25 protein-coding genes are annotated in these 22413 nt (G+C 71.8%); 11 read left to right on the top strand and 14 right to left on the bottom strand.

Annotated elements, in window-relative coordinates:
* The first annotated feature begins 12 nt into the window (after positions 1-12).
* Genes IS481_RS03280 through IS481_RS03270 form a run of 3 tightly spaced genes read left to right on the top strand, consistent with a single transcriptional unit; the run spans position 13 to position 2363 of the window.
* Positions 13-1167: a D-alanyl-D-alanine carboxypeptidase family protein gene (locus IS481_RS03280; RefSeq protein ID WP_104357196.1), complete on the top strand. Its 1155-nt coding sequence runs from the start codon at positions 13-15 to the stop codon at positions 1165-1167.
* Between the two features lie 33 nt (positions 1168-1200).
* Positions 1201-2088 (top strand): D-amino acid aminotransferase, encoded by an 888-nt coding sequence (locus tag IS481_RS03275; RefSeq protein ID WP_104357195.1) that lies wholly within the window; start codon positions 1201-1203, stop codon positions 2086-2088.
* Positions 2085-2363, top strand: a complete 279-nt coding sequence (locus IS481_RS03270; RefSeq protein ID WP_104357194.1) for a DUF493 family protein — start codon at positions 2085-2087, stop codon at positions 2361-2363. Before IS481_RS03275 ends, IS481_RS03270 begins: the two co-directional genes overlap by 4 nt.
* Positions 2364-2373: 10 nt before the next feature.
* Here the strand turns inward: IS481_RS03270 and IS481_RS03265 are convergent, their stop codons facing one another.
* Complete coding sequence (locus IS481_RS03265) at positions 2374-3114, bottom strand: tetratricopeptide repeat protein (RefSeq protein WP_104357193.1); 741 nt, start codon at positions 3112-3114, stop codon at positions 2374-2376.
* Positions 3115-3242: 128 nt separating this feature from the next.
* Here IS481_RS03265 and lipB point away from each other — a divergent pair, with 128 nt between their 5' ends.
* The 4 genes from lipB (at position 3243) to IS481_RS03245 (ending at position 6632) form a co-directional block, all read left to right on the top strand.
* Positions 3243-3905 carry a lipoyl(octanoyl) transferase LipB gene (gene lipB / locus IS481_RS03260; RefSeq protein ID WP_104357255.1) on the top strand — a complete coding sequence of 221 codons (663 nt, stop codon included), beginning with the start codon at positions 3243-3245 and terminating at the stop codon, positions 3903-3905.
* A gap of 39 nt (positions 3906-3944) precedes the next feature.
* Positions 3945-4931 carry a lipoyl synthase gene (lipA, locus tag IS481_RS03255; protein WP_104357192.1) on the top strand — a complete coding sequence of 329 codons (987 nt, stop codon included), beginning with the start codon at positions 3945-3947 and terminating at the stop codon, positions 4929-4931.
* A gap of 83 nt (positions 4932-5014) precedes the next feature.
* On the top strand, positions 5015-5704 hold the full coding sequence (locus tag IS481_RS03250) for a helix-turn-helix domain-containing protein (protein ID WP_104357191.1): 690 nt from the start codon (positions 5015-5017) through the stop codon (positions 5702-5704).
* A gap of 85 nt (positions 5705-5789) precedes the next feature.
* Positions 5790-6632, top strand: coding sequence for a DMT family transporter (locus IS481_RS03245; RefSeq protein ID WP_104357190.1), 843 nt, complete (start codon positions 5790-5792; stop codon positions 6630-6632).
* Positions 6633-6636: 4 nt separating this feature from the next.
* Here IS481_RS03245 and IS481_RS03240 read toward each other — a convergent pair whose 3' ends face one another.
* Positions 6637-7137 (bottom strand): TlpA disulfide reductase family protein, encoded by a 501-nt coding sequence (locus tag IS481_RS03240; protein WP_104357189.1) that lies wholly within the window; start codon positions 7135-7137, stop codon positions 6637-6639.
* A 10-nt stretch (positions 7138-7147) separates the two neighbouring features.
* Between IS481_RS03240 and IS481_RS03235 the strand changes: the two genes are divergently transcribed.
* Positions 7148-7846, top strand: a complete 699-nt coding sequence (locus tag IS481_RS03235) for a DUF4197 domain-containing protein (RefSeq protein WP_419186847.1) — start codon at positions 7148-7150, stop codon at positions 7844-7846.
* Positions 7847-7856: 10 nt separating this feature from the next.
* Here the strand turns inward: IS481_RS03235 and IS481_RS03230 are convergent, their stop codons facing one another.
* Both IS481_RS03230 and IS481_RS03225 read right to left on the bottom strand, forming a co-directional pair.
* Positions 7857-9017 (bottom strand): hypothetical protein, encoded by a 1161-nt coding sequence (locus tag IS481_RS03230; RefSeq protein ID WP_146079527.1) that lies wholly within the window; start codon positions 9015-9017, stop codon positions 7857-7859.
* Positions 9018-9128: 111 nt separating this feature from the next.
* A complete protein-coding gene (locus tag IS481_RS03225) occupies positions 9129-9827 on the bottom strand; it encodes an alpha/beta fold hydrolase (RefSeq protein ID WP_104357186.1) in 699 nt (232 codons plus the stop codon).
* Between the two features lie 91 nt (positions 9828-9918).
* Between IS481_RS03225 and IS481_RS03220 the strand changes: the two genes are divergently transcribed.
* The 3 genes from IS481_RS03220 to IS481_RS03210 all read left to right on the top strand — a co-directional run bounded on the left by IS481_RS03220 (position 9919) and on the right by IS481_RS03210 (position 11214).
* The gene (locus IS481_RS03220; protein WP_104357185.1) at positions 9919-10446 is read left to right on the top strand and encodes a hypothetical protein; all 528 of its coding nucleotides are present in this window, start codon (positions 9919-9921) and stop codon (positions 10444-10446) included.
* Positions 10447-10529: 83 nt separating this feature from the next.
* Positions 10530-10976 (top strand): PTS sugar transporter subunit IIA, encoded by a 447-nt coding sequence (locus IS481_RS03215; protein WP_104357184.1) that lies wholly within the window; start codon positions 10530-10532, stop codon positions 10974-10976.
* The gene (locus IS481_RS03210) at positions 10945-11214 is read left to right on the top strand and encodes an HPr family phosphocarrier protein (protein ID WP_104357183.1); all 270 of its coding nucleotides are present in this window, start codon (positions 10945-10947) and stop codon (positions 11212-11214) included. The genes IS481_RS03215 and IS481_RS03210 overlap by 32 nt, the downstream gene beginning before the upstream one ends.
* A gap of 25 nt (positions 11215-11239) precedes the next feature.
* Here the strand turns inward: IS481_RS03210 and IS481_RS03205 are convergent, their stop codons facing one another.
* The 10 genes from IS481_RS03205 to IS481_RS03160 form a co-directional block, all read right to left on the bottom strand.
* On the bottom strand, positions 11240-12334 hold the full coding sequence (locus IS481_RS03205) for a CaiB/BaiF CoA transferase family protein (RefSeq protein WP_104357182.1): 1095 nt from the start codon (positions 12332-12334) through the stop codon (positions 11240-11242).
* A complete protein-coding gene (locus IS481_RS03200) occupies positions 12334-13170 on the bottom strand; it encodes an ABC transporter ATP-binding protein (protein WP_165908648.1) in 837 nt (278 codons plus the stop codon). Before IS481_RS03200 ends, IS481_RS03205 begins: the two co-directional genes overlap by 1 nt.
* 2 nt (positions 13171-13172) lie before the next feature.
* Entirely contained in the window at positions 13173-14399 is a 1227-nt protein-coding gene (locus IS481_RS03195) for an ABC transporter substrate-binding protein (protein WP_104357181.1), read from the bottom strand.
* A gap of 103 nt (positions 14400-14502) precedes the next feature.
* Positions 14503-15564, bottom strand: a complete 1062-nt coding sequence (locus tag IS481_RS03190; RefSeq protein ID WP_104357180.1) for a branched-chain amino acid ABC transporter permease — start codon at positions 15562-15564, stop codon at positions 14503-14505.
* Between the two features lie 3 nt (positions 15565-15567).
* A complete protein-coding gene (locus tag IS481_RS03185) occupies positions 15568-16449 on the bottom strand; it encodes a branched-chain amino acid ABC transporter permease (protein ID WP_104357179.1) in 882 nt (293 codons plus the stop codon).
* A 1-nt stretch (position 16450) separates the two neighbouring features.
* Positions 16451-18406, bottom strand: coding sequence for an AMP-dependent synthetase/ligase (locus tag IS481_RS03180; protein WP_165908649.1), 1956 nt, complete (start codon positions 18404-18406; stop codon positions 16451-16453).
* Between the two features lie 23 nt (positions 18407-18429).
* The gene (locus tag IS481_RS03175) at positions 18430-19200 is read right to left on the bottom strand and encodes an ABC transporter ATP-binding protein (RefSeq protein WP_104357177.1); all 771 of its coding nucleotides are present in this window, start codon (positions 19198-19200) and stop codon (positions 18430-18432) included.
* Positions 19197-20405 (bottom strand): phenylacetate--CoA ligase family protein, encoded by a 1209-nt coding sequence (locus tag IS481_RS03170; protein ID WP_104357176.1) that lies wholly within the window; start codon positions 20403-20405, stop codon positions 19197-19199. Before IS481_RS03170 ends, IS481_RS03175 begins: the two co-directional genes overlap by 4 nt.
* On the bottom strand, positions 20399-21217 hold the full coding sequence (locus IS481_RS03165; protein WP_104357175.1) for an enoyl-CoA hydratase/isomerase family protein: 819 nt from the start codon (positions 21215-21217) through the stop codon (positions 20399-20401). Before IS481_RS03165 ends, IS481_RS03170 begins: the two co-directional genes overlap by 7 nt.
* 5 nt (positions 21218-21222) lie before the next feature.
* Entirely contained in the window at positions 21223-22386 is a 1164-nt protein-coding gene (locus IS481_RS03160) for an acyl-CoA dehydrogenase family protein (protein ID WP_104357174.1), read from the bottom strand.
* Positions 22387-22413: the final 27 nt, after the last annotated feature.

The following is a 22413-nucleotide window of genomic DNA, read 5'->3' as shown; positions in this document are numbered from 1 at the left end:
ATTGCTGAACGAATGAAACGACTCTTTTCCCTTTGCCTGGCCGTGGCCATCGGCCTGGGCACGGCCGCCAGCGCCCGGGCCCAGCTGCAACCGCCCGAGGTGGCGGCGCGCTCCTACCTGCTGCTCGACATGACGAGCAACCAGATCCTCGCCGCGCGCGACCCCGATGCCCCGGCCGACCCCGCCTCGCTGACCAAGCTGATGACCGCCTACGTGGTATTCGGCGCGGTGCGCGAGAAGAAGATCTCGCTGGAGCAGCGGCTGCCGGTGTCGGTGCGCGCCTGGGACGAGCGCAAGGGCGGCGCCTCGGTGATGTTCATCGAGCCGCGCATGCAGGTCTCGGTGGAGGACTTGCTCAAGGGCATGATCGTGGTCTCGGGCAACGACGCCGCGGTCGCGCTGGCCGAAGGCGTGGCCGGCTCGGTGGAAGCCTTCGTCGAGATGATGAACCGCGAGGCCCAGCGCATGGGCCTGAAGAACACCACGTTCAAGAACGTCACGGGCATCACCGAACCCGGGCACGTGAGCACGGCGCGCGACCTGGCGACGATCGCCTCGCGCATCATCACCGACTTCCCCGAGTTCTTCCCGCTCTACTCGATGCGGGAGTACCGCTTCAACAACATCACCCAGCCCAACCGCAACCTGCTGCTGCGCCGCGACCCGTCGGTCGACGGCATGAAGACCGGCTACACCGCCGCGGCCGGCTACTGCCTGATCGCCACCGCGCAGCGCGAATTCCCGAACGGCAAGCGCCGCCTGCTGTCCGTGGTGCTCAACACCACCTCGATGGAAGCGCGCGCCAGCGAGAGCCAGAAGCTGCTCAACTGGGGCTACCAGGCCTTCGACGCGCTGAAGCTGTTCGATGCCAACCAGGCCATCGTGACGCCGCCGGTCTGGAAGGGCACCGACTCCGAGGTCAAGCTGGGCAGCCCGGCGCCGGTGTACGTCACCGTGCCCAAGGGCGACGCCGACAAGGTCAAGACGCAGGTCGAGCGCATCGACCCGCTGGTCGCGCCGCTCGCCAAGGGCCAGTCGGTCGGCAAGCTGAAGGTCGTCTACGGCAACAACCTGCTGGCCGAGGTGCCGCTGGTGGTGCTGGATCCGGTCAAGGAAGCCGGCATCTTCGGGCGTGCCTGGGATGCCATCCGGCTCTGGATCAAGTAACCTGCGGGCAGACCGCCCCGGTGGAGGAAGCCCATGCAAGCCTTGCCCGACAGCCTGTGCTACCTGAACGGCGACTACCTGCGCCTGTGCGACGCCAAGGTCTCGGTGCTGGACCGCGGCTTCATCTTCGGCGACGGGGTCTACGAGGTGGTGCCGGTCTACGGGCAACGGCTGTTCCGGCTGCGCCAGCACCTGGTGCGGCTGGAGCGCTCGCTGGCCAAGCTGCGCATCCCCAACCCGCACACCGAGGCCGAGTGGCTGGAGCGCATGCGCCGGCTGATCGCCGACCACGCCCAGCGCTTCGGCGCGCCCGACCAGCTGCTGTACCTGCAGGTCACGCGCGGCGTGGCGATGCGCGACCACGTGATGCCCACCGGGCTCACGCCCACCGTGTTCATGATGACCAGCCCGCTCAAGCCGCCCAGCCCCGAGCAGCGCCATCACGGCGTGGCCTGTGTCACCGCGCGCGACTTCCGCTGGGAGCGCGGCGACATCAAGTCGATCTCGCTGCTGGGCAACGTGCTGGCGCGCCAGATCTCGGCCGACCAGGGTGCCGTCGAGACCATCCTGTTCCGCAACGGCTACCTGACCGAAGGCTCGTCGAGCAACGTGTGGATCGTCCACGAAGGCGCGGTGCTCGGCCCGCCCAAGAGCGAGCACGTGCTCGAAGGCATCCGCTACGAGCTGATCGCCGAGCTGTGCGAGGAGCTGGGCATCGGCTTCAACCTGCGCCCGATCACCGAGACCGAGGTCAACGTCGCCGACGAGATCATCCTGTCCTCGGCCACCAAGGAAGTGCTGCCGGTCACGCGCCTGGACGGCGAGCCGGTCGGCCACGGCGCCGGCCGGGGCAAGCCGGGCCCGGTTTATGCCCGCCTGTACGAGGCCTACCAGCACGCCAAGGCCGTGCAATCGATATGAACCGCCCCATTCCCCCCGACCAGTCGCTGATCGAGTACCCGAGCGCCTTCCCGATCAAGGTGATGGGCGCCAACGTCGACGGCTTCGCGCAGGCCATCGCCGAGGTGGCGATGCGCTTCGACCCGGCGTTCGACCCGGCCACCATCGAGATGCGCCCGAGCCGCAGCGCCAACTACCTGGGCCTGACCCTCACCGTGACGGCCACCAGCCGCGAGCAGCTCGACGACCTGTACCGGGCGCTGACCTCGCACCCGCTGGTCAAGGTCGTGCTCTGAGCCGGCCGGCTCACTCGTCCGCCGCGGCCTTCAGGCGCGCGTCGATCTCGCGCACCTTGTGCGGCGCCGCGGCGTCGCCGTTCCTCGCCGCGGCCTCGTACCAGTAGCGCGCCAGGCGCAGGTCCTGCGCGACGCCGTAGCCCGCCTCGTACATCGACGCGATCAGGTACTGCGCGCCCACGTCGCCGCCCTGCGCGGCGATGCGGTACCAGCGCGCCGCCTGCGGCAGGTCCTGCGCCGTGCCGCGCCCGAGGTAGTAGGCCGTGGCCAGCGCCAGCTGCGCGTCCGGGTGCCCGTGCTCGGCGGCGCGCAGCAGCCACTGCACCGCGCGCGGCAGGTCGGGCGCACCGGTCACGCCCAGCTCGTAGATCTGGGCCAGCGCGTATTCGGAGCGCACGAAGCCCTGCTGCGCCGAGGCTTCCAGCAGCTGCACCGCGGCCTGCAGGTCGGGCTGCGCCGTCTCGCCCAGCACGTGCATCATCGCCAGGTTGTAGCGGCCCAGCGCGTTGCCCTGGCGCGCCAGCGCGCCGAAGCGCTGCTCGGCCTCGCGCAGCCGGCCGGCGGCATGCGCGGCCAGTGCGGCCTCGACCTCCTGGCGCTCGGCCAGGAACTGCTGCACCGCCTGGGGCGTGATGCCCGCGCCCGAGGGCGGCGGGGCACCGGGCCCGGCCACCTGCGCCTGCACGGCGCCCGCAGCCAGCAGGCCGGCGATCAGCGCGCCGCAGCGCGCGGGGACGGAACGCGTCTCCATGGCGGCTCCTTCCGGAAAGGGGGATCCTGCTTGGAGCGCCGCGGCCGCGCCGGGTTCGCCGCGCCGACCGGGGGTTTTGCCGGGACGGGTAGACTGCCCGGCTACGCGACATGTCCGCCGCCTCCCGCATGCAGATCCGAGTCCTGGGCCGCGTGGAATACGAGCCCACCTACGACGCCATGCGCGCCTTCACGGCCGCGCGCACCGACGACACGCCCGACGAGCTGTGGCTGTGCGAGCACCCGCCGGTCTACACGCTGGGCCTGGCCGGCCGCGCCGAGCACCTGCTGAACCCGCGCGACATCCCGGTGGTGCAGACCAACCGCGGTGGCCAGGTGACCTACCACGGCCCCGGCCAGGTGGTGGCCTATCCGCTGCTCAACCTGCGCCGGCTCGGCATCTACGTCAAGGAATACGTGTTCCGCCTCGAGCAGGCGGTGCTGCAGACCCTGGAGAGCTACGGCATCACCGGGCACCGCGTGGCCGGCGCGCCGGGCATCTACGTGAACCTGGCCGACCCGCGCGGGCACGCCCTCCCGACCGGCCCCGGCCTGGACCCGTTCGCCGGGCTGGGCAAGATCGCGGCACTGGGCATCAAGGTCACCCAGCACTGCACCTACCACGGCGTCGCCCTCAACGTGAAGATGGACCTGAGCCCCTTCGACGGCATCAACCCCTGCGGGTATGCGGGGCTGAAGACCATCGACTTGGATACACTCGGGGTTTCCACTGACTGGGGCACCGCCGCCGCTCGCCTGGGCGAGCGCCTGGCGACGCACTTGAGCCCCTGACGCCCGGCAGCCTGCCGGGGCGAGACCGGAGATCCCGTGATGTCCACCCCGAACGTCGTGCACCAGCCGCAGGCTGCGGCCGAATACGATCCGACCGCCAAGCAGAAGGCCCAGGCCAAGACGGCGCGCATCCCGATCAAGGTCGTCCCGGCCGAACAGCTGAAGAAGCCGGACTGGATCCGCGTCAAGGCCGGCTCGCCGACCACGCGCTTCTACGAGATCAAGCAGATCCTGCGCGAGCACCGGCTGCACACGGTCTGCGAGGAAGCCTCCTGCCCGAACATCGGTGAATGCTTCGGCAAGGGCACGGCCACCTTCATGATCATGGGCGACAAGTGCACCCGCCGCTGCCCGTTCTGCGACGTGGGCCACGGCCGCCCCGACCCGCTGGACCCGGACGAACCGGTCAACCTGGCCCGGACCATCGCCGCGCTCAAGCTGAGCTATGTCGTGATCACCAGCGTGGACCGCGACGACCTGCGCGACGGCGGCGCGGCGCACTTCGTCGAGTGCATCCGCCAGGTGCGCGAGCGGTCTCCGCAGACCCGCATCGAGATCCTCACGCCCGACTTCCGCGGCCGCATGGACCGCGCGCTGGAGATCCTCAAGGCCGCGCCGCCGGACGTGATGAACCACAACCTCGAGACCGTGCCGCGCCTGTACAAGGAAGCGCGCCCCGGCTCGGACTACCAGTACAGCCTGAACCTGCTCAAGCGCTTCAAGGAATTCGCCCCGCACGTGCCGACCAAGAGCGGCCTGATGGTGGGCCTGGGCGAGACCGACGAGGAGATCCTCGAGGTGATGCGCGACATGCGCGCCCACGACATCGACATGATCACCATCGGCCAGTACCTCGCCCCCAGCGGCCACCACCTGCCGGTGCGCCGCTACGTGCACCCGGACACGTTCCGGATGTTCGAGGAAAAGGCCTACGAGATGGGCTTCACCCACGCCGCCGTCGGCGCGCTGGTGCGCTCGAGCTACCACGCCGACCAGCAGGCGCACGGGGTGCTGCAGGGCCGCTGAGGCCCGCCCGGCGACGCGCCCGGGCCCTCCCGGACGCGGGCGCGCCGCGCTACAGTGGCGCATCCGCCCGATCGCCTGCCGCCGTGTCCACCCCCGCCCTCAGCCTGCGCCGCTACGGCCACTCCAAGGGAAGCCACGCCCACGCGCACGTCCAGGTGCTGTGGGGCTGGCAGGGCGCGCTGGACCTCGAGGTGGGCGGCCGCGGCCTGCGGGTGCGGCGCGGCGACGCCGTCGTGATCGCCCCGGGCGAACGCCACGACTTCTGGTCGGCCGCCGGCAGCGCCTGCCTGGTGCTCGACTGCGCGGCAGACCAGCACCCCGCGCTCGCCGCCCTGGCCGGCCGCGCGCTGGCGCTGGACGCGCCGGCGCAGCACCTGCTGCATTTCCTCGCCGCGCAGCCGGCGCTGCCCGAGGCCTGGCAGGCCCCGGCCGCCGCGATGCTGCTGGCCGCCCTGCCCGCGGCCCCGCAGGCGCTGCCGCGCACGACGGCGCGGCGCATCGACTGGGAGGCGATCGACGCCTGGATCGACGCCCACCTGGGCGCGCCGATCGCGGTCGCCCAGCTGGCCGCGCTGGCCTGCCTGAGCCCCTCGCAGTTCGCGGCGCGCTGCGTCGAGGCCCATGGCCTCGCGCCGATCGCCTACGTGCGCCGCAGGCGCCTGGCGCTGGCGCGCCGGCTGCGCGCCGCGGGCTGGCCGGTGCAGCGCATCGCCGAGCGCTGCGGCTACCGCTCGCCCTCGGCGCTGACCGCGGCGTTGCGGCGCGCGGGCTGAAGGGCGCGCACGACCGGCGCCGCGCGACGATGCGCCGGTGCCGCGCGACGACGCCAAGCCCCGCGCGCGCGTATGCTCGCGGCCCATGTCGAACCCGTCGCAGACCCGCTCCACCCTCTGCGCCCTGGGCGCGATCGCGCTGTGGGCGCTGCTGGCCACGCTCGGCGTGGCCCTGTCGCATGTGCCGCCCTTCCTGCTGACCGGGCTGGCGCTGCTGGTCGGCAGCGTGCCGGCCTGGCCGCGCTGGCGCGACTGGCGCGTGCCGGCGCCCACCCTGCTGCTGGGCGTCTACGGCCTGTTCGGCTTCCACTTCCTGCTGTTCATCGCGCTGCGCCACGCGCCCCCGGTGGAGGCCAACCTGGTCAACTACCTGTGGCCGCTGCTGATCGTCGTGATGGCGCCGCTGTTCCTGCCCGGCCTGCGGCTGCGCGCGGTGCATGTCGTGGCGGCCCTGGCCGGCTTCGCCGGTGCGGCGCTGGCCATCGTCGGCGGGCGCGAACTGTCCGGGGCGTGGTCCTGGGGCTACCTGCCGGCGCTGGGCTCGGCCTTCATCTGGGCCAGCTACTCGCTGCTGACCAAGCGGGTGGCGGCCTTCCCGACCGCGGCGATCGGGCTGTTCGGGCTGGTGTCGGGGGTGCTGTCGCTGGCCTGCCACGTGGCACTGGAGCCGGCGGCCAGCCTGTCGGCGCGCGACTGGGCGCTGGTGGCGGCGATGGGGTTGGGGCCGCTGGGTGCGGCCTTCTTCCTGTGGGACGTGGCGCTCAAGCGCGGCGACCCGCGCCGCATCGGGGTGCTGAGCTACCTGACGCCGCTGGCGTCGACCGTGCTGCTGGTGCTGGCCACCGGGCGCGGCTTCAGCGGCTGGATCGCCGCGGCGGCGGCGCTGATCGTCGGGGCCGCGGTGGTCGGCGTGCGAGCCGAGGGCTGAGGGCTCAGGTCTCGGCCAGCAGCTGCTCGACCAGCTGGTGCAACGCGGCGAAGTCCGGCTCGCCGACGTAGCGCTTGACCACCTCGCCACGCTTGTTGAGCAGGTAGGTGGTCGGGGTGAGCTTGACGTCGCCGAAGCGCCTGGCGATCTCGCCGGTGTTGTCGATCGCGACCTTGAACGGCAGCTGGCGGGTCTTGGCGAAGTTGTCGACGTAGGCCGGCGGGTCGTAGCTCATCGCCACGGCGACGAAGTCCAGGCCGCGGTCGCGGTATTTCTGGTAGGTCTGCACCATCTGCGGCATTTCCTTGACGCAGGTGACGCAGCTGGTGGCCCAGAAGTTGACCAGCACCACCTGGCCCTTGAGGTCGCTGAAGTTCTGCCGCGTGCCGTCGAGCAGCACGTAGCTCACGTCCGGCGCGGTCTCGCGCTGGCCGAGGGCAAAATAGCCTGCGGCGCCGATTGCCAGGGCCACGGCCGCAGCGGCAAGATAGGTGGTTTTCTTCATGGAGCACTCCGTGGATCGACGCAAGTTTACGTGGATGCTGGCCGCCGGTGCCGGCTGGGGTTGTACGGCCACGCTGCCGGCCTGGGCCTTGTCGCTGGCCGACCTGAGCGATGCAGACGCCACGGCCGGGTTGCGCACGGCGCTGGAGCGCGGGGCCGTGGCCGCCGTCAACCTGCTGGGACGCACGGATGGATTCCTCGGCAACCCGAAAGTTCGCATCCCGCTGCCCGGTTACCTGCAGGATGCCGCGGGCATATTGCGCACTTTCGGCCTGTCCAAGCGGCTGGACGAGCTGGAGACCACGATGAACCGCGCCGCCGAGGCCGCGGTGCCGGAGGCCAAGGCCCTGCTGGTCAACGCGGTGAAGTCGATGAGCGTGTCCGACGCCAAGCAGATCCTCACCGGGGGCGAAACCTCGGTGACCGACTTCTTCTCGCGCAAGACCCGCGAGCCGCTGGGCGAGAAGTTCCTGCCCGTCGTGACCCGCGCGACCCAGAAGGTCGGGCTGGCGCGCCAGTACAACGAGGTGGTCGAGCGTGCCGGGCGCTTCGGCATCGTCGACGCGCAGTCCTCGCGCATCGAGCCCTATGTCACCGGCAAGGCGCTGGACGGGCTGTTCCTGATGATCGGCGAGGAAGAGAAGAAGATCCGGCGCGACCCGGTGGGCACCGGCAGCGCGATCCTGCGCAAGGTGTTCGGCGCCCTGTAGGCGCCGGCGCTCACTGCTGGGCCTTGAGCAGCTCGAACTCGACCGCCGAGGCGAGCGAGGTCGGCACCGCGTCGCGCCCGATGCGCGCCACCGACGAGTTGCCCACGCCCGAGACTTCGAAGATCGCGCCTTCCTCGATGATCTCGATGAAGACCAGGTCCGGGGCCTGACGCAGCAGGTCGGCGCGCAGCCGGTTGAAGCGCTCGCCACGCAGCAGCGCCTCGAAGATCACCGCGTGCGGCACCGCCTCGCTGCAGAACGCGGCGGCCTCCCCGACCGAGTTGACGAAATCGAGCAGCAGGCCCATGTGGCGCAGCGCCTCGCGCACCTGCACGCGCACCTCGCGCCGCGAGGCGACGACCAGCACGTGGCTGCCCGCCAGCGGTTGCGAGTTCATCGTCGACGGGAAGGCCTTCTCGTCGTCCTCCAGCACCGTCAGGCCCGGCAGCTGGTCGGCCACCGTGCGGGGAAACTCCAGCGTCAGCTCGACGCGCGCCTCGCGCACGCTGCGCCGCACCACCAGCCCCATCGCCGCGGCGGCGTGGCGCAGCAGCTGCCAGTGCATGTCGTCCAGCACCTCGCGGCCCGGCCCCGCCAGCGCGGCAAGGTCGGCATGCAGGTCCGGCGGCATGTGGTGGAAGCGGCACACGAAGCGTGCCTGCGCCGGCCACGGCTTCATGTCCAGCCGCAGCTCGGCCGCGGACTTCGCGTGCGCCAGCATCCAGTCGACCAGCGTGTCCAGCAGCGTGGACAGCAAGGTGGGGTCGACGATCACCTCGATCGGCTGCAACGCCTGCCGCATCTCGATGCCGTGCGCGTGCAGGTCGCCGCTGCGCTGCGCCAGCACGGCCTGCAGGGCCTGGGTCAGGTGCAGCCGCTCCGGGGCCTGGCGCACGCTGCCGCAGGCGAAGCGGGCGATCTGCTGGCAGGCGATGCCGACCCGGCGCGCCTGCTCGACCTCCTCGCGCAGCCGGCGCAGGCCCTGGCGGTCGATCGCGCCGGTCGATGCGAAGGCATCGACCCGCTCGAGCACCGCGGTCAGCGGCCCGGCGATCTCCTCCCCCACCTGCGCGACCAGCGCGGTCCAGGGCTGGCCCGAAGGCGCAGCCTCCTTGCCGCCGGGCGGGGTCAGCGCAGCCACCTCATGCGGGGACAGCTCGGAAAGATCCATGACAGGCGCCGAAATAAATTGCTACAGATGTGACAGTATTCGACACCCCGCCTCCGGCCACCATCCCCCGAACAAGTGGCGCACGGTACAGATCGCACCGCGAGGGGCGCCTCACGCGAGCGACAACAGCACCTGCAGCAGCGCCTGCGGCGCGCTGACCATGGGGTCGTGCCCGGTCTCCAGCTCGACCACCCGCCAGCCGGGCTCGCTGCGCACCCGGCGACGCGACGTGTCGATGGTCGGCAGCGCCGGGCGGGTGCAGTCGACGAAGGTGCGGGGACGCGCCGACACCCGCTGCGGATCGAAATGCAGCGGGCTGTCGTACACCCCGCCCGGCTGCGGGGTCTGGCGCCGCGCGACCCAGGCGTGGTCCTCGCCTTGCAGCCCGTACAACGCCGGGTCGGCCGGCGGCAGCAGGCCCTGGCGGGCGATCTGCTCGCGGCGCTGCTGCTGCGTCTCGGGGCCGTGGCCGCTGGACCAGCTCTCGCCGGGCAGCGGCACCACCGCATCCAGGTAGACCAGCTGCCCGACCCGCTCGGGGGCGAGGTCGGCCACGCCGGTGATCACCATGCCGGCGTAGCTGTGGCCCACCAGCACCGCATCCCGCAGTTCCTCGGCCTCCAGCACGTTGAGGACGTCCTCCACGTGCGTGGCCAGCGTGATCCACGGGCCCATCAGGTGCTTGCGCTCGCCGACGCCGGTCAGCGAGACCGCCCAGGCGCGGTGCCCGGCCCGCCACAGGCCGGGCAGCACCCGTTGCCAGCACCACGCGCCGTGCCAGGCGCCGTGCACCAGGACGAAATCGGCCATGTCCAGTCCTCCTCGTGTGTCCCGCGGGGCCAGGGCCCCGCATCGCCATGCCCAGCGCATTGTCGGCCGGCACGCGGGGATAATCACGCCGATGAAACCTGCCCCCACCGGCCGGGCGGCGGCGCTGGCCGCCGCGCTGCTGCTGGCCGCCTGCAGCCCCACGCTGGACTGGCGCCAGGTGCGCCCGGAAGACAGCGGCATCGAGGCGCTGTTCCCCTGCAAGCCGCTGACCCACGCCCGCACCGTGCCGCTGGCCGGGACGCCGACGCGCATGATGCTGTATGCCTGCACCACCGGCGGGATGACCTTCGCGCTGACCTACGCCGAGCTGGACGACCCGGCGCGCGTCACCCCGGCGCTGGAGGCGCTGCGCGCCGCGGCCTCGGCCAACCTGGACGGCCAGGAAACCCTGCTCGGCCCGGCCGAGGTGCCCGGCATGACGCCCAACCCCGCGGCACTGCGCCTGTCGGTGCAGGGCCGGCGCCCCGACGGCGGCGCACTGGCCCAGCAGCTGGTGCTGTTCGCCCATGGCACCCGGGTGTTCCAGGCCAGCGTGATCGGCGCGCAGCCCGAGGACGAGCCGGTCGCCACCTTCCTGGCCGGGCTGCGACGCCCCTGAACGCGACGCCTTTCGCACGCGCGTGTGGCGTGTCGCCTACGTAACTCCCCGGACTTGTGCAGTGCAACGATAATCCGCGTTCCATGTCCGGCATCCTGATCATTGCCCACGCTCCGCTGGCCAGCGCGCTCAAGGCCTGCGCGTCGCACACCTATCCCGACTGCGCGGCCACGCTGGAGGCGCTGGACGTGCCGTCCGACGCACCGCTGGAGCAGGTCGAAGCCCAGGCGCGCACCCTGCTGGCCAAGGTGCGCAACCCGGACGCGCTCATCCTCACCGACGTGTTCGGCGCCACGCCCTGCAACATCGCGCTGCGCCTGGCCGACGGCGTGTCGGTCAAGGTCGTCGCCGGCGCGAACGTCCCGATGCTGTGGCGCACCCTGTGCTACCAGCGCGAGCCGCTGGACACCCTGGTCGCGCGCGCCGTCACCGGCGCCACCCAGGGCGTGATGCAGGTGGCAGCCCCGCGCCCGCAGAACCAGGCCCTCCCTCCCGGACATGATCAAGACCACCATCACCATCAGCAATAAGCTGGGCCTGCACGCCCGGGCCTCGGCCAAGCTCACCAAGCTGGCCGGCAGCTTCCGCAGCGACGTCTTCATGAGCCGCAACGGCCGGCGCGTCAACGCCAAGAGCATCATGGGCGTGATGATGCTGGCCGCCGGCATGGGCAGCGAGGTCGAGATCGAGGTCGAAGGCCCCGACGAGCAGGCCTGCATGGACGCGCTCGTCGCGCTGATCAACGACAAGTTCGGCGAGGGCGAGTGAGCCCCGCGCGCGCCCGGGCGTCCCGCTAGCCCGGTTCCCCGCGCCGCATCGCCCCGCGCGCCTCGGGCGGCGCGCCATCCACCCAGGCGGGGAACAGCGCCTGCAGCCCGCCGTCCTGGCCGCGCCGCACCAGCTGGCGCGCCTGGGCGTGCGCCGAGGCGCAGGCTTCCTCCAGCGTCAGCACGCGCGCGAGGCAGCAGTCCACCCCCGCGAAGCGCCGCTCGAGGTCTTCCGCGCTCAGGCCGGCGAAGAAGGCCGCCACCTCCGCGCGCAGCGCCTGCTGCGGCAGCGGCTCGTCCTGGCGCGCGATCCAATCCGGCCGGCCGGCCGCCTGGCAGAACGCGGCCCAGAACTTGGGCTCGACCGCGCCCAGGCTGACCTCGCGGCCGTCGGCCGTGCGGTAGATGCCGTAGCAGGCCCAGCCGCCGTCCAGCAACCCCTGCGCGCGGCGCGGCGGCTCGCCGGCGGCGAGGCTGGCCAGGCCCAGCGTCAGCCAGGGCGAGGCCACGTCCGCGAGCGCGATGTCGATGTGGCAGCCCTGGCCGCTGCGCTCGCGCGCGAGCAGCGCGGCCAGCAGCGCCGACAGCCCGAACATGGAACCCAGGCAGTCGGCCAGCGGCGGCCACACCAGCGTCGGCACCTCGGGCGCGGGGCCCACGCCCGCCAGCAGGCCGGCCTGCGCCAGGTAGTTGTTGTCGTGGCCCGCGGCCTGGGCGAGCGGCCCGTCCTGTCCGTAACCGGACAGCGACACGCACACCAGGCGCGGGAAGCGCTCGCGCAGCATCGGGAACGCCAGCCCCAGGCGCGCCATCACGCCGGGGCGGAACGATTCGATCAGCACGTCGGCGCCGGCCAGCAGGTCCAGCAGCGCATCTCGCCCGGCCCCGGTGGCCAGGTCCAGCTCGACGATGCGCTTGCCGGCGTTGAGCGCCGCGTGCCAGGCGCCCTGCCCGTCGGCGGTGCGCGGGCCGAGCTGGCGCATCGGCTCGCCGCCCGGCGGCTCGACCTTGACGACCTCGGCGCCCAGGTCCACCAGCAGCAGGCTGGCCAGCGGCCCGGGCAGGTAGCGCGACAGGTCCACCACGCGCAGCCCGCGCAGGAACTCGTGCAGCCGCGCCATCAGCCCAGCCAGCGCTTGCGGCGCTTGTAGTGCTTGACCTCGCGGTAGCTGCGCCGGCCGTCGGCGCCGCCCAGGCCGAGGTAGAACTCGCGGATGTCCTCGTTGCGCTCCAGGTCCTCGCGCGTGCCGTGCAGCACGATGCGGCCGTTCTCCATCACGTAGCCGTAGTCGGAGATGCGCAGCGCGGCACGCGCGTTCTGCTCGACCAGCAGCACGCTCATGCGGCGCTCGTGGCGGATCTCGGCGATGCGCTCGAACAGCTCGTGCACGATGCGCGGCGCCAGCCCCATCGAGGGCTCGTCGAGCAGCAGCAGCACGGGACGCGCCATCAGCGCGCGGCCGACCAGCAGCATCTGCATCTCGCCGCCCGAGAGGAACCCGGCGGTGCGCTCGCGCAGGTCCTTCAGGCGCGGGAAGTAGCGGTAGACCGCCTCCAGGTCGGCCGCGACCTCGGCCCGGTCGGTGCGGAAGTGCGCGCCGACGCGCAGGTTCTGCTCGACCGTGAGGTGGTGCAGCACGCGCCGCCCCTCCATCACCTGCACGGCGCCGGCGCGCACCACCGCGCCGGGGTCGCCGTTGGTGATCTCCTGCCCGGCGAACCAGACGTGGCCGCCCGTGACCGCACCGCGCTCGGCCGCGAGCAGGCTGGAGACGGCCTTCAGCGTGGTGGTCTTGCCCGCGCCGTTGCCGCCCATCAGCGCGACCACCTGGCCCGGCATCACCTCCAGGCTCAGGCTGCGCAGCACCTGGATCACGCCGTCGAACACCACGTCGACGTTGCGCAGCGCCAGCAGGGGTCCGGGCGGCGCCCCTGCGGCGGCATCGAGGGCCGTCATGCTCACCACTTCGCCAGCGCCGGCACCGGCATCCAGTCGGTCGACACGGCCTCGAGCTGGCCGTTCTTCATCGTCATGGCCTTGACCGCCAGGCGCTCGGTCGGGAACGGCGCCTCGCGGGTCAGCGCCACCGGCGGCAGCAGGCCGAGGAACTGGTCCGCCTCGAAGGGCCCGGCCAGCAGCGCGTCATAGACGGCCTGGCCGCTGAGCTTGTCCGCGCCCACCTTGGCGACCGCTCGCTCGATCGCGGCCAGCGCCAGCAGTGCCTGGCCGGCGGTCTGGGCCGAGGTGATGCCCCAGGTGCCCTTGGTCTTGTTGTACTTCGCGAAGATCTCGGCCACCTTCACGCTCGGGTCGTTGTACGGCGCGAAGGCGAACACCGAATAGCTGCCCTCCAGGTCGGCCGGCGCGATGGCCTTGGCCGCCTCGTTGAGGCCGTTGTGCGACGAGGTGACGATGGGGATCTTCAGGCCCAGCTCCTTGAGCGCCTTGGCGGTCGCGACCACCTGTGCGGTGTTGGTGCCGACCAGGATCACGTCGGGCTTTTCCTTGGCCATCTCGCGCACCTGGTTGGTCACCGAGATCGGCTGCGGATCCACCCACTGGGAGCTGACGACCTGGAATCGGTCCGGATAGGTCTTGGCCAGGGCCACGACGCCGTTGACCTGGTCGACCCAGCCGGCCAGGCCCTGGGTGCTGACGGTGCCGATGCGCAGCGGCCGGTTCTCGCCCAGCTTCGATTGCAGGTGGGCGAACAGGCCCGCGAACTCGTGCGAGTAGGTCGGCCGGTACGAGAAGTGCCAGCCGTCGGGCGTCCACAGCGGGCCCAGCATCGCGGTGCCCATGATCATCGGCACCTTGTCGTTGGGCAGGCGCTTCATCAGGCTGATCAGGTCCGGCGTGCCCATGCCGAGGAAGACGATGGGCTTGTCCTGCGACAGTACCTGCGGCCAGGTGCGCGCGACCATGCTGGGGTCATAGCGCATGTCGTGGGTCTTGACGTTGAGCTTGACCCCGAGCTGCTTGCCGCGGGTGTCGTTCCACCAGTCGAACACCGACTGCTGGCCGCCCCACCAGCTGTCCATCACGTTGGCGAACGGGCCGGTGTAGTCCAGCGACACCGAGATCGTGTACTGGTGTGGCTGCGCCTGCGCCGCACCGCACAGGCCGGCCGCCAGCGCGGCGGCAGCGAAGGCGTGGCGGGCCACGCTCGGGATAGGCAGGTTCATCACGTCGTGTCTCCTCTTTGGCGTGCGGGCCGCGGGGCCCGCGCTCGATCACCGCCGCCGGCCGCTCTGTCGGCTGCCGGTCGGCACGCTCCCCCCGGTCGCCCTAGCCGTGCGGATAGGGCCACATCCGGTAACTGGCCTTCAGCAGGGCCCAGCGGTGTGCCAGGCCCAGCGGCTCGAACAGCAGCATCAGCAAGATCACGCCGCCCAGCACCACGTTGGTCATCGCGAACACGGTGCCGCCGCTGACGTTGGTCAGGCCCGCCAGCGCGACGTTGCCCGCGGCGTGGACCAGCTCGTGCAGCGCGGTGATCGCCAGCACCCCGAGCACCGCGCCCAGCGGCGTGTGCAGGCCGCCGACGATCAGCATGCCCACGTACCAGACCGACAGCCACAGCGTGAACTGCTCGGTCGACACGTAGCGCACGAAGTAGGCATACAGCGCGCCGCTGACCCCGGCGAAGAAGGCGCCCGCGAAGAACGCCTGCAGCTTGGTCTTCGCCAGGTTCACGCCGATCACGGAGCTGGCGATGTCGTTGTCGTGCATCGCGCGGAAGGCTCGCCCGACGCGGCTGCGACGCAGGTTCATCGTCGCGACGAAGGCGATCGCGGCGACCACCACCGACAGCGCGTACATCGCCGCGGGCGTGCCGGCCGTGATGCCGAACAGCACCGGCGGATCGACCGCGAGGCCCGCCAGCCCGCCGAACCAGTCCTCGGGCAGCCGGATCATCACGATCGGGAACATGATCTGCGCGGCGATGGTGGTCAGCGCCAGGTAGAAGCCCTTGATGCGCAGGGCCGGCAGCCCGAACAGCAGGCTCACCGCGCCGGCGGCGAAGGCCGCGGCCGGGATGCACACCCAGGGGCTCCAGCCCTTGGCCGCCAACGCCGCCGCGGTGAACGCGCCCACGCCGACGAAGGCCGACTGGCCGAGGTTGAGCAGGCCGGCCATGCCGACCGTGATCTGCAGGCCCAGCACCGCCACCAGCGTGATGGCCGCCAGCGTCAGCACGCCCAGCACGTAGTCGCTGGCCAGCCACGGCACCGCGGCCAGGCCCGCGAGGAACAGCGCCAGCGCCACCCACTGCGGGCCGGTGCGCACCAGCGCCCGCTCGGCGGCGTAGCGTTCGAAGAAGACACCGGAGGGCAGGACGGCACTCATGGGTCAGAGCCTTTCGATCTTCTTCCAGCCGAACAGACCCTGGGGACGGAACAGCAGCACCAGGATCATCAGCACGTAGGGGAACACCAGCGACGCGGCACCGGCGGTGTGGGGGTCGAGGTAGCGCGAGGCCAGCGCCTCGCCGACGCCGACCAGCACGCCCGCGAGGCTCGCGCCGCGCACGCTCTCCAGCCCGCCGAGCAGCGCCACGGGCAGCGCGCGCAGCCCGATCTCGGCAGCCTGCAGGCCCAGCACCGTGCCCGACAGCAGGATCACCGCGGCCAGCATCGCCAGCGCCGTGCCCAGCATCCAGGCGATCGCGGTGGCCTGGCGCACCGACACGCCCAGCGACAGCGCGGTGACATGGTCCTCGGCCACCGCCGCCAGGCGCAGGCCGGGGCGGCTGTGCGTGAAGAAGCGGTGCAGCGCCTCGCTGGTGACCAGCGTCAGCACCGCGCCGATCAGCAGCGCCTTGTTGAACAGCAGCGGCCCGACGCTCCAGGCGCCTTCCGGGAAGATCTGCGGGAAGGGCCGGGTCTGCGCGCCGAAGAACAGCTGCGCCGAGCCTTGCAGCAGGATCAGCAGGCCGATGCTGGCCATCACCACGGTGAACACCGGCTGGCCGATCAGGCGGCGGAACACGGTGCGCTCGATCAGCGCGCCCAGCGCCACGCTGGCCGCCAGCGCCGCGACCAGGCCCAGCCCCAGCGGCCAGCCCAGCTCGAGCACGAACAGCCAGACGAAGAAGGCGCTGGCCATCACCACCTGGCCCTGCGCCAGGTTGACGATGCGCGAGGCGCGGTAGATCACGACGAAGGACAGCGCCACCACGCCGTAGACCAGGCCAGTGAGCACGCCGTTGCACAGGGTTTGCAGCAGTTCCATCTCAGCTTGCCTCGATCGGTGTGATGCGCACCTCCTGGTGCACGCGCGCCCGGGTGCCGTCGCGGTACTGCACCACCACGTCCAGCGGGCACGAGGACGCGCCGGCATACATCGCGTCGATCAGCGCCGCGTAGCGCTGCTCGATCACGTCGCGGCGCAGCTTGCGCGAGCGCGTCAGCTCGTCGTCGTCGGCGTCCAGCTCCTTCGGGAAGGTGGCGAAGCAGCGCACGCGCGCATGACCGTCGAGCTGCTCGTTGATCGCCACCAGCGTCTCGCGCAGCAGCGCGTGCACCTCGGGCAGCTGGCTCAGGTCGGCGAAGGTGCTCCAGGCCAGGCTCCGGCCTTCGGCGTAGCGGCCGACGATGGCCTGGTCGATGTTGATCAGCACCGTGACGTGGGGACGGCTGGCGTCGCCGATCGCGATCGCGTCGCGGATGTACGGCGAGGCGCGCAGCTGGTTCTCGATGAACTGCGGCGGGAACGGGCGGCCGCCGGCCAGCCGGCGCAGGTCCTTGACGCGGTCGAGGAAGATGAACTCCCCGCCCTCGTCGAAGCGGATCGCGTCGCCCGTGGCGAAGGCACCGTCGCGCAGCACGGCCGCCGTCGCGGCGGCGTCGCGGAAGTAGCCGGCAAAGCCGCTCGCGCCGCGCACCAGCAGCTGCTCGTCGGCGCCGACCTCGACTTCCAGCGGCGCGCCCACCTGCGGGTCGACCTGCAGCAGCCGCCCGAGCGTGGCCGGATGGAAGCTGCCGCCCCAGTGCGCGGTGATCAGGCCGTATTCGGTGGAGCCGTACAGGTTGCGCAGCGGCACGCCCATCGCGTGGAAGCGGCGGAACACCTCGGCCGACATGCCCGAGCCGGCCGACAGCGCGATGCGCGCGTGCTTGAGGCCCAGGTTGTCGCGGATCGCGCGCAGCGCCAGCACCTCGGCGATCCGCGCGCGCCAGCTGCCGCGCCGCGCGCCGGCCTTGAGCGCCCAGTCCACCAGGCGCTGCCGCCAGGGTTTCGCATCCAGCATCGCGGCGGCCACCGACGAGGCCATCATCTCCCACTGGCGTGGCGTGAACAGCAGGAACTGCGGGCCGATCTCGCGCAGGTCGGCCTGCACCGTCGCGGGCTTCTCGCTGAAGTGGATGATGCTCGGCGCCATCAGGCCCAGCGCCAGGCCGGTGATCTGCTCGGCGGCCCAGGCCGGCGAGATGTAGCTCAGGTACACCGTGTGCTCGGGCACGCCGAAGCTCGCGATCACGCGGTAGGCGTTGTCGGTCAGGTAGCGGTGCGTGAGGATCACGCCCTTGGGCTTGCCGGTGGTGCCGGAGGTGTAGCACAGCACCGCGACCGACTCGTCGCTGGCCTGCGCGATGTGCTCGCGCAGCGCACGCCCGTCCTCGGGCGTGGCGCGCGCGCCCTCGGCCAGCAGGGACGGGTAGGGCGTCAGGCGCGGGTCGTCATAGTTCCACAGCCCGCGGTCTTCCAGGTAGACGATGGTGCGCACCTGCTGCGCGTGCTCGGTGAGCGCCAGCGCCTTGTCGACCTGCTCCTGGTCCTGTGCGACCACCAGGTGCGCGCCGCTGTGGCCGACGATGTAGTCCAGCTCGTGCGGCGCCGCGTCCGGGTACAGGCAGGTCACCGCCGCACCCAGCGCCTGCGTCGCGTACTGCAGCAGGTACAGCTCGGGCAGGTTCTCGCTGAGCATCACGACCACGTCGCCCTCGCGCACGCCGCGCTGGCGCAGCGCGTGCGACAGCTGCAGCACCGTCGCGACGACCTGCTTCCAGCTGGTCGACTGCCAGATGCCGTGGCGCTTGGCGCGCAGGAAGGGACGGTCGCCATAGCGTTCGGCCTGGGCGAGCAGCAGCTGCGGCAGCGTGCGGCGCCGGCCCGAACGCGGGTCGGTGCCGTGGCTGCCGCTGACGCGGCGCACCGGCTGCGCCGATGCGGATGCCACTTCGGCCACGACAGGCTCCTCGACGCGAGCGTTCATGCCTCCACCCCCAGGTAGGCCTGGATCACGCGCGGGTCGTTGCGCACCTCCTCGGGGGTGCCCTCGGCGATGGAGCGGCCCCACTCCATCACCATCACGCGGTCGGAGATGTCCATCACCACGTCCATGTCGTGCTCGACCAGCACGACCGGGATGCGGCGCCCCTCCTTGATGTCGAGGATGTAGCGCGCCAGGTCGGACTTCTCCTCGGGGTTCATGCCGGCCATGGGCTCGTCCATGATCAGCACCTTGGGCTGCATTGCCAGCGCCCGGCCCAGGTCCACGCGCTTGCGCAGGCCGTAGGGCAGCTCGCCGACGCTGGCATGGCGCAGTTCCTCCAGCTCGAGGAACTCGATGATCGCCTCGGCCTCGCGCACGTAGCGGTCTTCCTCGCGGCGCACCCGGCCCCAGTACAGGAAGGCCGAGAACAGCCCGCTCGTCATGCGGGTGTGGAAGCCGCACAGGATGTTCTCGCGCACCGTCATGCTGGCGTAGGTCTGGATGCCCTGGAAGGTGCGGCCCACGCCGAGCTCGGCGTAGCGGTGCGTGGGCAGGCGCGTGATGTCCTGGCCGAGGAAGCGCACGGAGCCGGCCTGCGGGCGGTAGAAGCCCGACAGGCAGTTCAGCAGGCTGGACTTGCCGGCGCCGTTGGGCCCGATGATGGACAGCAGTTCGTCCGGATGAACGCGGAAGCTCACGTTGTCCAGCGCCTTGATCGCGCCGAAGGACAACGTCAGTCCGGAGGCTTCGAGCACGGCGTGGGTCATGGCTGCCCGTCCTGGCGCTCGTCGCTGAGCGCAATGTCCTGCAAGGCCAGGCCGTCGTCGGCCTGGAACACGTCGGCGCGCAGCCGGCAGTGGTCGCGGAACTGCGCGGCCAGGCGCTCCTCGTCCACCGCGGCGGGCTGCTCGCTGCGCCAGCGCACCTCGATGTGGTCGCGCCCGGCCTGGCGCGTCAGCACGACGCGGCAGGCGGCCAGGCCTGCGGCCTGCGCGAAGGCCTTGACCTGCGAGGCGTGCAGCAGCATCGCGCGCACCCGGGCGCTGTCGGCCGTGCGGCCCAGCACCGTGACGCGCGCGGTCTCGCGGCCGCAGGCGCAGGGCGCGGCGTCGATGCGCACCAGGTCGCCGGTGGCGAAGCGCAGCAGCGGCAGCTCGTCGGCATCGAGCGTGATCGCGAGCTCGCCGACCGCGCCGTCGACGCGCTCGTGGGTCACGGGGTCGAGCAGTTCCCACAGCACGTCGGGGTGCAGGTGCAGGCCCCGGTGCTGCCCGCATTCGAGCGCGAACACGCCTCCTTCGGCATTGCCGTAGAAGTCGCGGCAGGCGATGCCCCAGCGCTGGCGGATCTCGTCGCGCAGCGTGGAGGCAAACGGTTCGGCCCCGGCCAGCGCGCAGCGCAGCGCCGGGCGCGGCAGGCCCTGCGTGGCCACCAGCGCGTCGATCGCTTCCATCAGCGCCTTGAGGTGCGAGGCGGTGCCGACGAAGCCGGTGGCGCCGGCGTGCACCATGAATTCCGCCGCCAGCGCGGTCTGCTGCGGGCCGATCGGCAGCACCGTCGCACCCAGGCGCTCCAGCGCCGCATGGCACAGCAGCCCCGCCGGGGTGAAGTGGTAGGCAAAGCCGTTGGCGACCCGGTCGCCGGCGCGCAAGCCCGCGTCCTCCAGCAGCTGCGCGAGGCGCGCGACCGCCGCCGCGACCATGGGCTCGCGCAGGCCGCCGGGCGACCAGAACATCGCGCCCGGCACCAGGCCGGTCGGCGCAAGCCCGCCGAAGTCCGGCACGCGACGCTGCAGCTCGGGCAGCTCGGCCTTGGCCCGCACCGGCACGCGCGCCAGCGCGGTCCAGTCCGGCGGGTTGTCCGCCGAGAAGCCGGCGGCCTCCAGCCGCGCGGTCAGGTCGGGCACCCGGCCGTGGTGCCGCTGCACCAGCCGCGCGAGCGCCTGCGTGCGTTGCACCTGCGTGTTCACCATGCCTCGAACTCCGGCGCGCGTTTCTCGAGGAAGGCGCTCATGCCTTCGCGCCATTCGCGTCCGCCCACCAGCATCGCGAGCGCGTCCACGCCGTAGCGGCGCGCGCTGCGCAGGTCGGCATCCTCGCTCGCGTAGATCGTCGCCTTGCTCTGGCTCACCGCCAGCGGCGCCAGCGCGCGCAGCTCACGCGCCAGCTCCAGCGCCCTGGGCAGGACCTGGTCCGGCGGCACCACGGCGGCGGCCAGCCCGTGGGCATCGGCCGTGGCGGCGTCGACATGGCGCGCAAGCAGGATCCACTCCAGCGCCTTGGAGCGGCCCACGTGGCGGATCAGCTTCTGCACGCCGCCCGCGCCGGCGATCGCGCCGAGCTTCGTCTCCGGCAGGCCGATGCGGGCCTCGCTGGACAGCACGCGCAGGTCGCAGGACAGCGCCATCTCGCAGCCGCCGCCCAGCGCGTAGCCGTTGACCGCCGCGATGGTCGGGAAGGCGCAGGCTTCCAGCTCGTCGAACAGCTCGGCGATGCGCACGAGGTACCGGTCACGGGCCGACTGGGGATCGTGGAAGATCGCCTGCGGCCCGGCGAAGTAGCGCAGGTGCGCACCGCAGCAGAACGCGCGGCCTTCGCCGGTGAGGATCAGCGCGCGGGTGCGCACCTTCCGGCAGTGCGCGATCGTGGCCTGCAGGCCGTCGAGCAGCTCCGAGGTCAGCGTGTTCATCTCCCGCGGCCGCGTCATGCGGAACAGCCAGATGCCCGGCTCGGCCTCGGTGAGGCGCACGGCCTCGTTCTCGAACGCGACAGCGGCGGCGTTCATGGCGCTCAGCTCCCGAAGCGCACGTCCAGGCCCAGCGAGCGGGCGATCAGCAGTTGCTGGATCTGGCTGCTGCCGTCGCCGATCGTGCAGACGCGGTTGTCGCGGTAGTAGCGCGATACCGGGCAGTCGTCCATGTAGCCCCAGCCGCCATGCACCTGGATCGCGGTGTCGGCCACCTGCGTGCCGATCTCGGTGCAGTAGTACTTGGCCATCGCCAGCTCGCGCTGGCAGTCGATGCCCTGGTCGCCCATCCACGCGGCGCGGTAGGCCAGCAGGCGTGCCGCATCCACCTTCACCGCCATCTGCGCGACCATCTCCTGGATCATCTGCAGCCGACCGATGGTGGCGCCGAAGGCCTTGCGCTCGTTGGCATAGGCCACCGAGCGGCGCAGTGCCGCCTCGGCCAGGCCCAGCGAGCAGTGCGCGAGGAAGACGCGCGCCTGCTGGTAACCCTTGTGCATGAGGTAGCGGCCTTCGTTGATGTTGCCCACCACGGCGCTGTCGGGCACCACGCAGTCGTCGAAGTACAGCGGGCGCGTGTCGCTGGAGCGCCAGCCCATCTTGCGGTAGGGCTCGCCCTGCGTGTAGCCCTTGGCGTCCTTGGGCACGATGAACAGCGTGAAGCTCTTGCGCTCGGCGTCGGGCTCGTTGGTGGCGGCCAGCGTCAGCGCGAAGCTGGAGATCTCCGTGCCGGCGTTGGTGATGTAGGCCTTCTGGCCATTGATGCACCAGCCCTCGGGCACGCGCTTCGCGCGCGTGGTGAACGAGGCGGTGTCGGAGCCGGCCTGCGGCTCGGTGCCGGCCAGCGCGGCGAGCGCCTCGCCCTTGATCAGCGCGGGCAGGTAGCGCGCCTTCTGCTCGGGCGTGCCGAAGCGCTGCACGATCAGGCCGGCGGCGACGCTGACCATGGTGGTCACGGCCAGCGACTGGTCGGCGATGGCCAGCTGCTCGATGGCCAGCGCCATGTCGAACACGCCGAGGCCCATGCCGCCATACTCGGGCGAGAACGGGATCGCGGTGATGCCGAGCTGGCCCACCTTGCGGAACAGGTCCACGGGAAAGACGCCGTCGCGGTCGAGCTGTTCGGCGCGGGGTTCCACCTCCTCGCGCGCGAATTCGGCGACGAGATCCTGCAGGCGGCGCTGGTCGGGAGTGAGTACGAAGTCCAAGGTCGATGCCTCCGGGCTGGCGGCCCG

Source organism: Caldimonas thermodepolymerans (assembly GCF_015476235.1).
Lineage (GTDB): Bacteria > Pseudomonadota > Gammaproteobacteria > Burkholderiales > Burkholderiaceae_C > Caldimonas > Caldimonas thermodepolymerans.
This window is presented reverse-complemented; position numbering and strand designations above follow the sequence as displayed.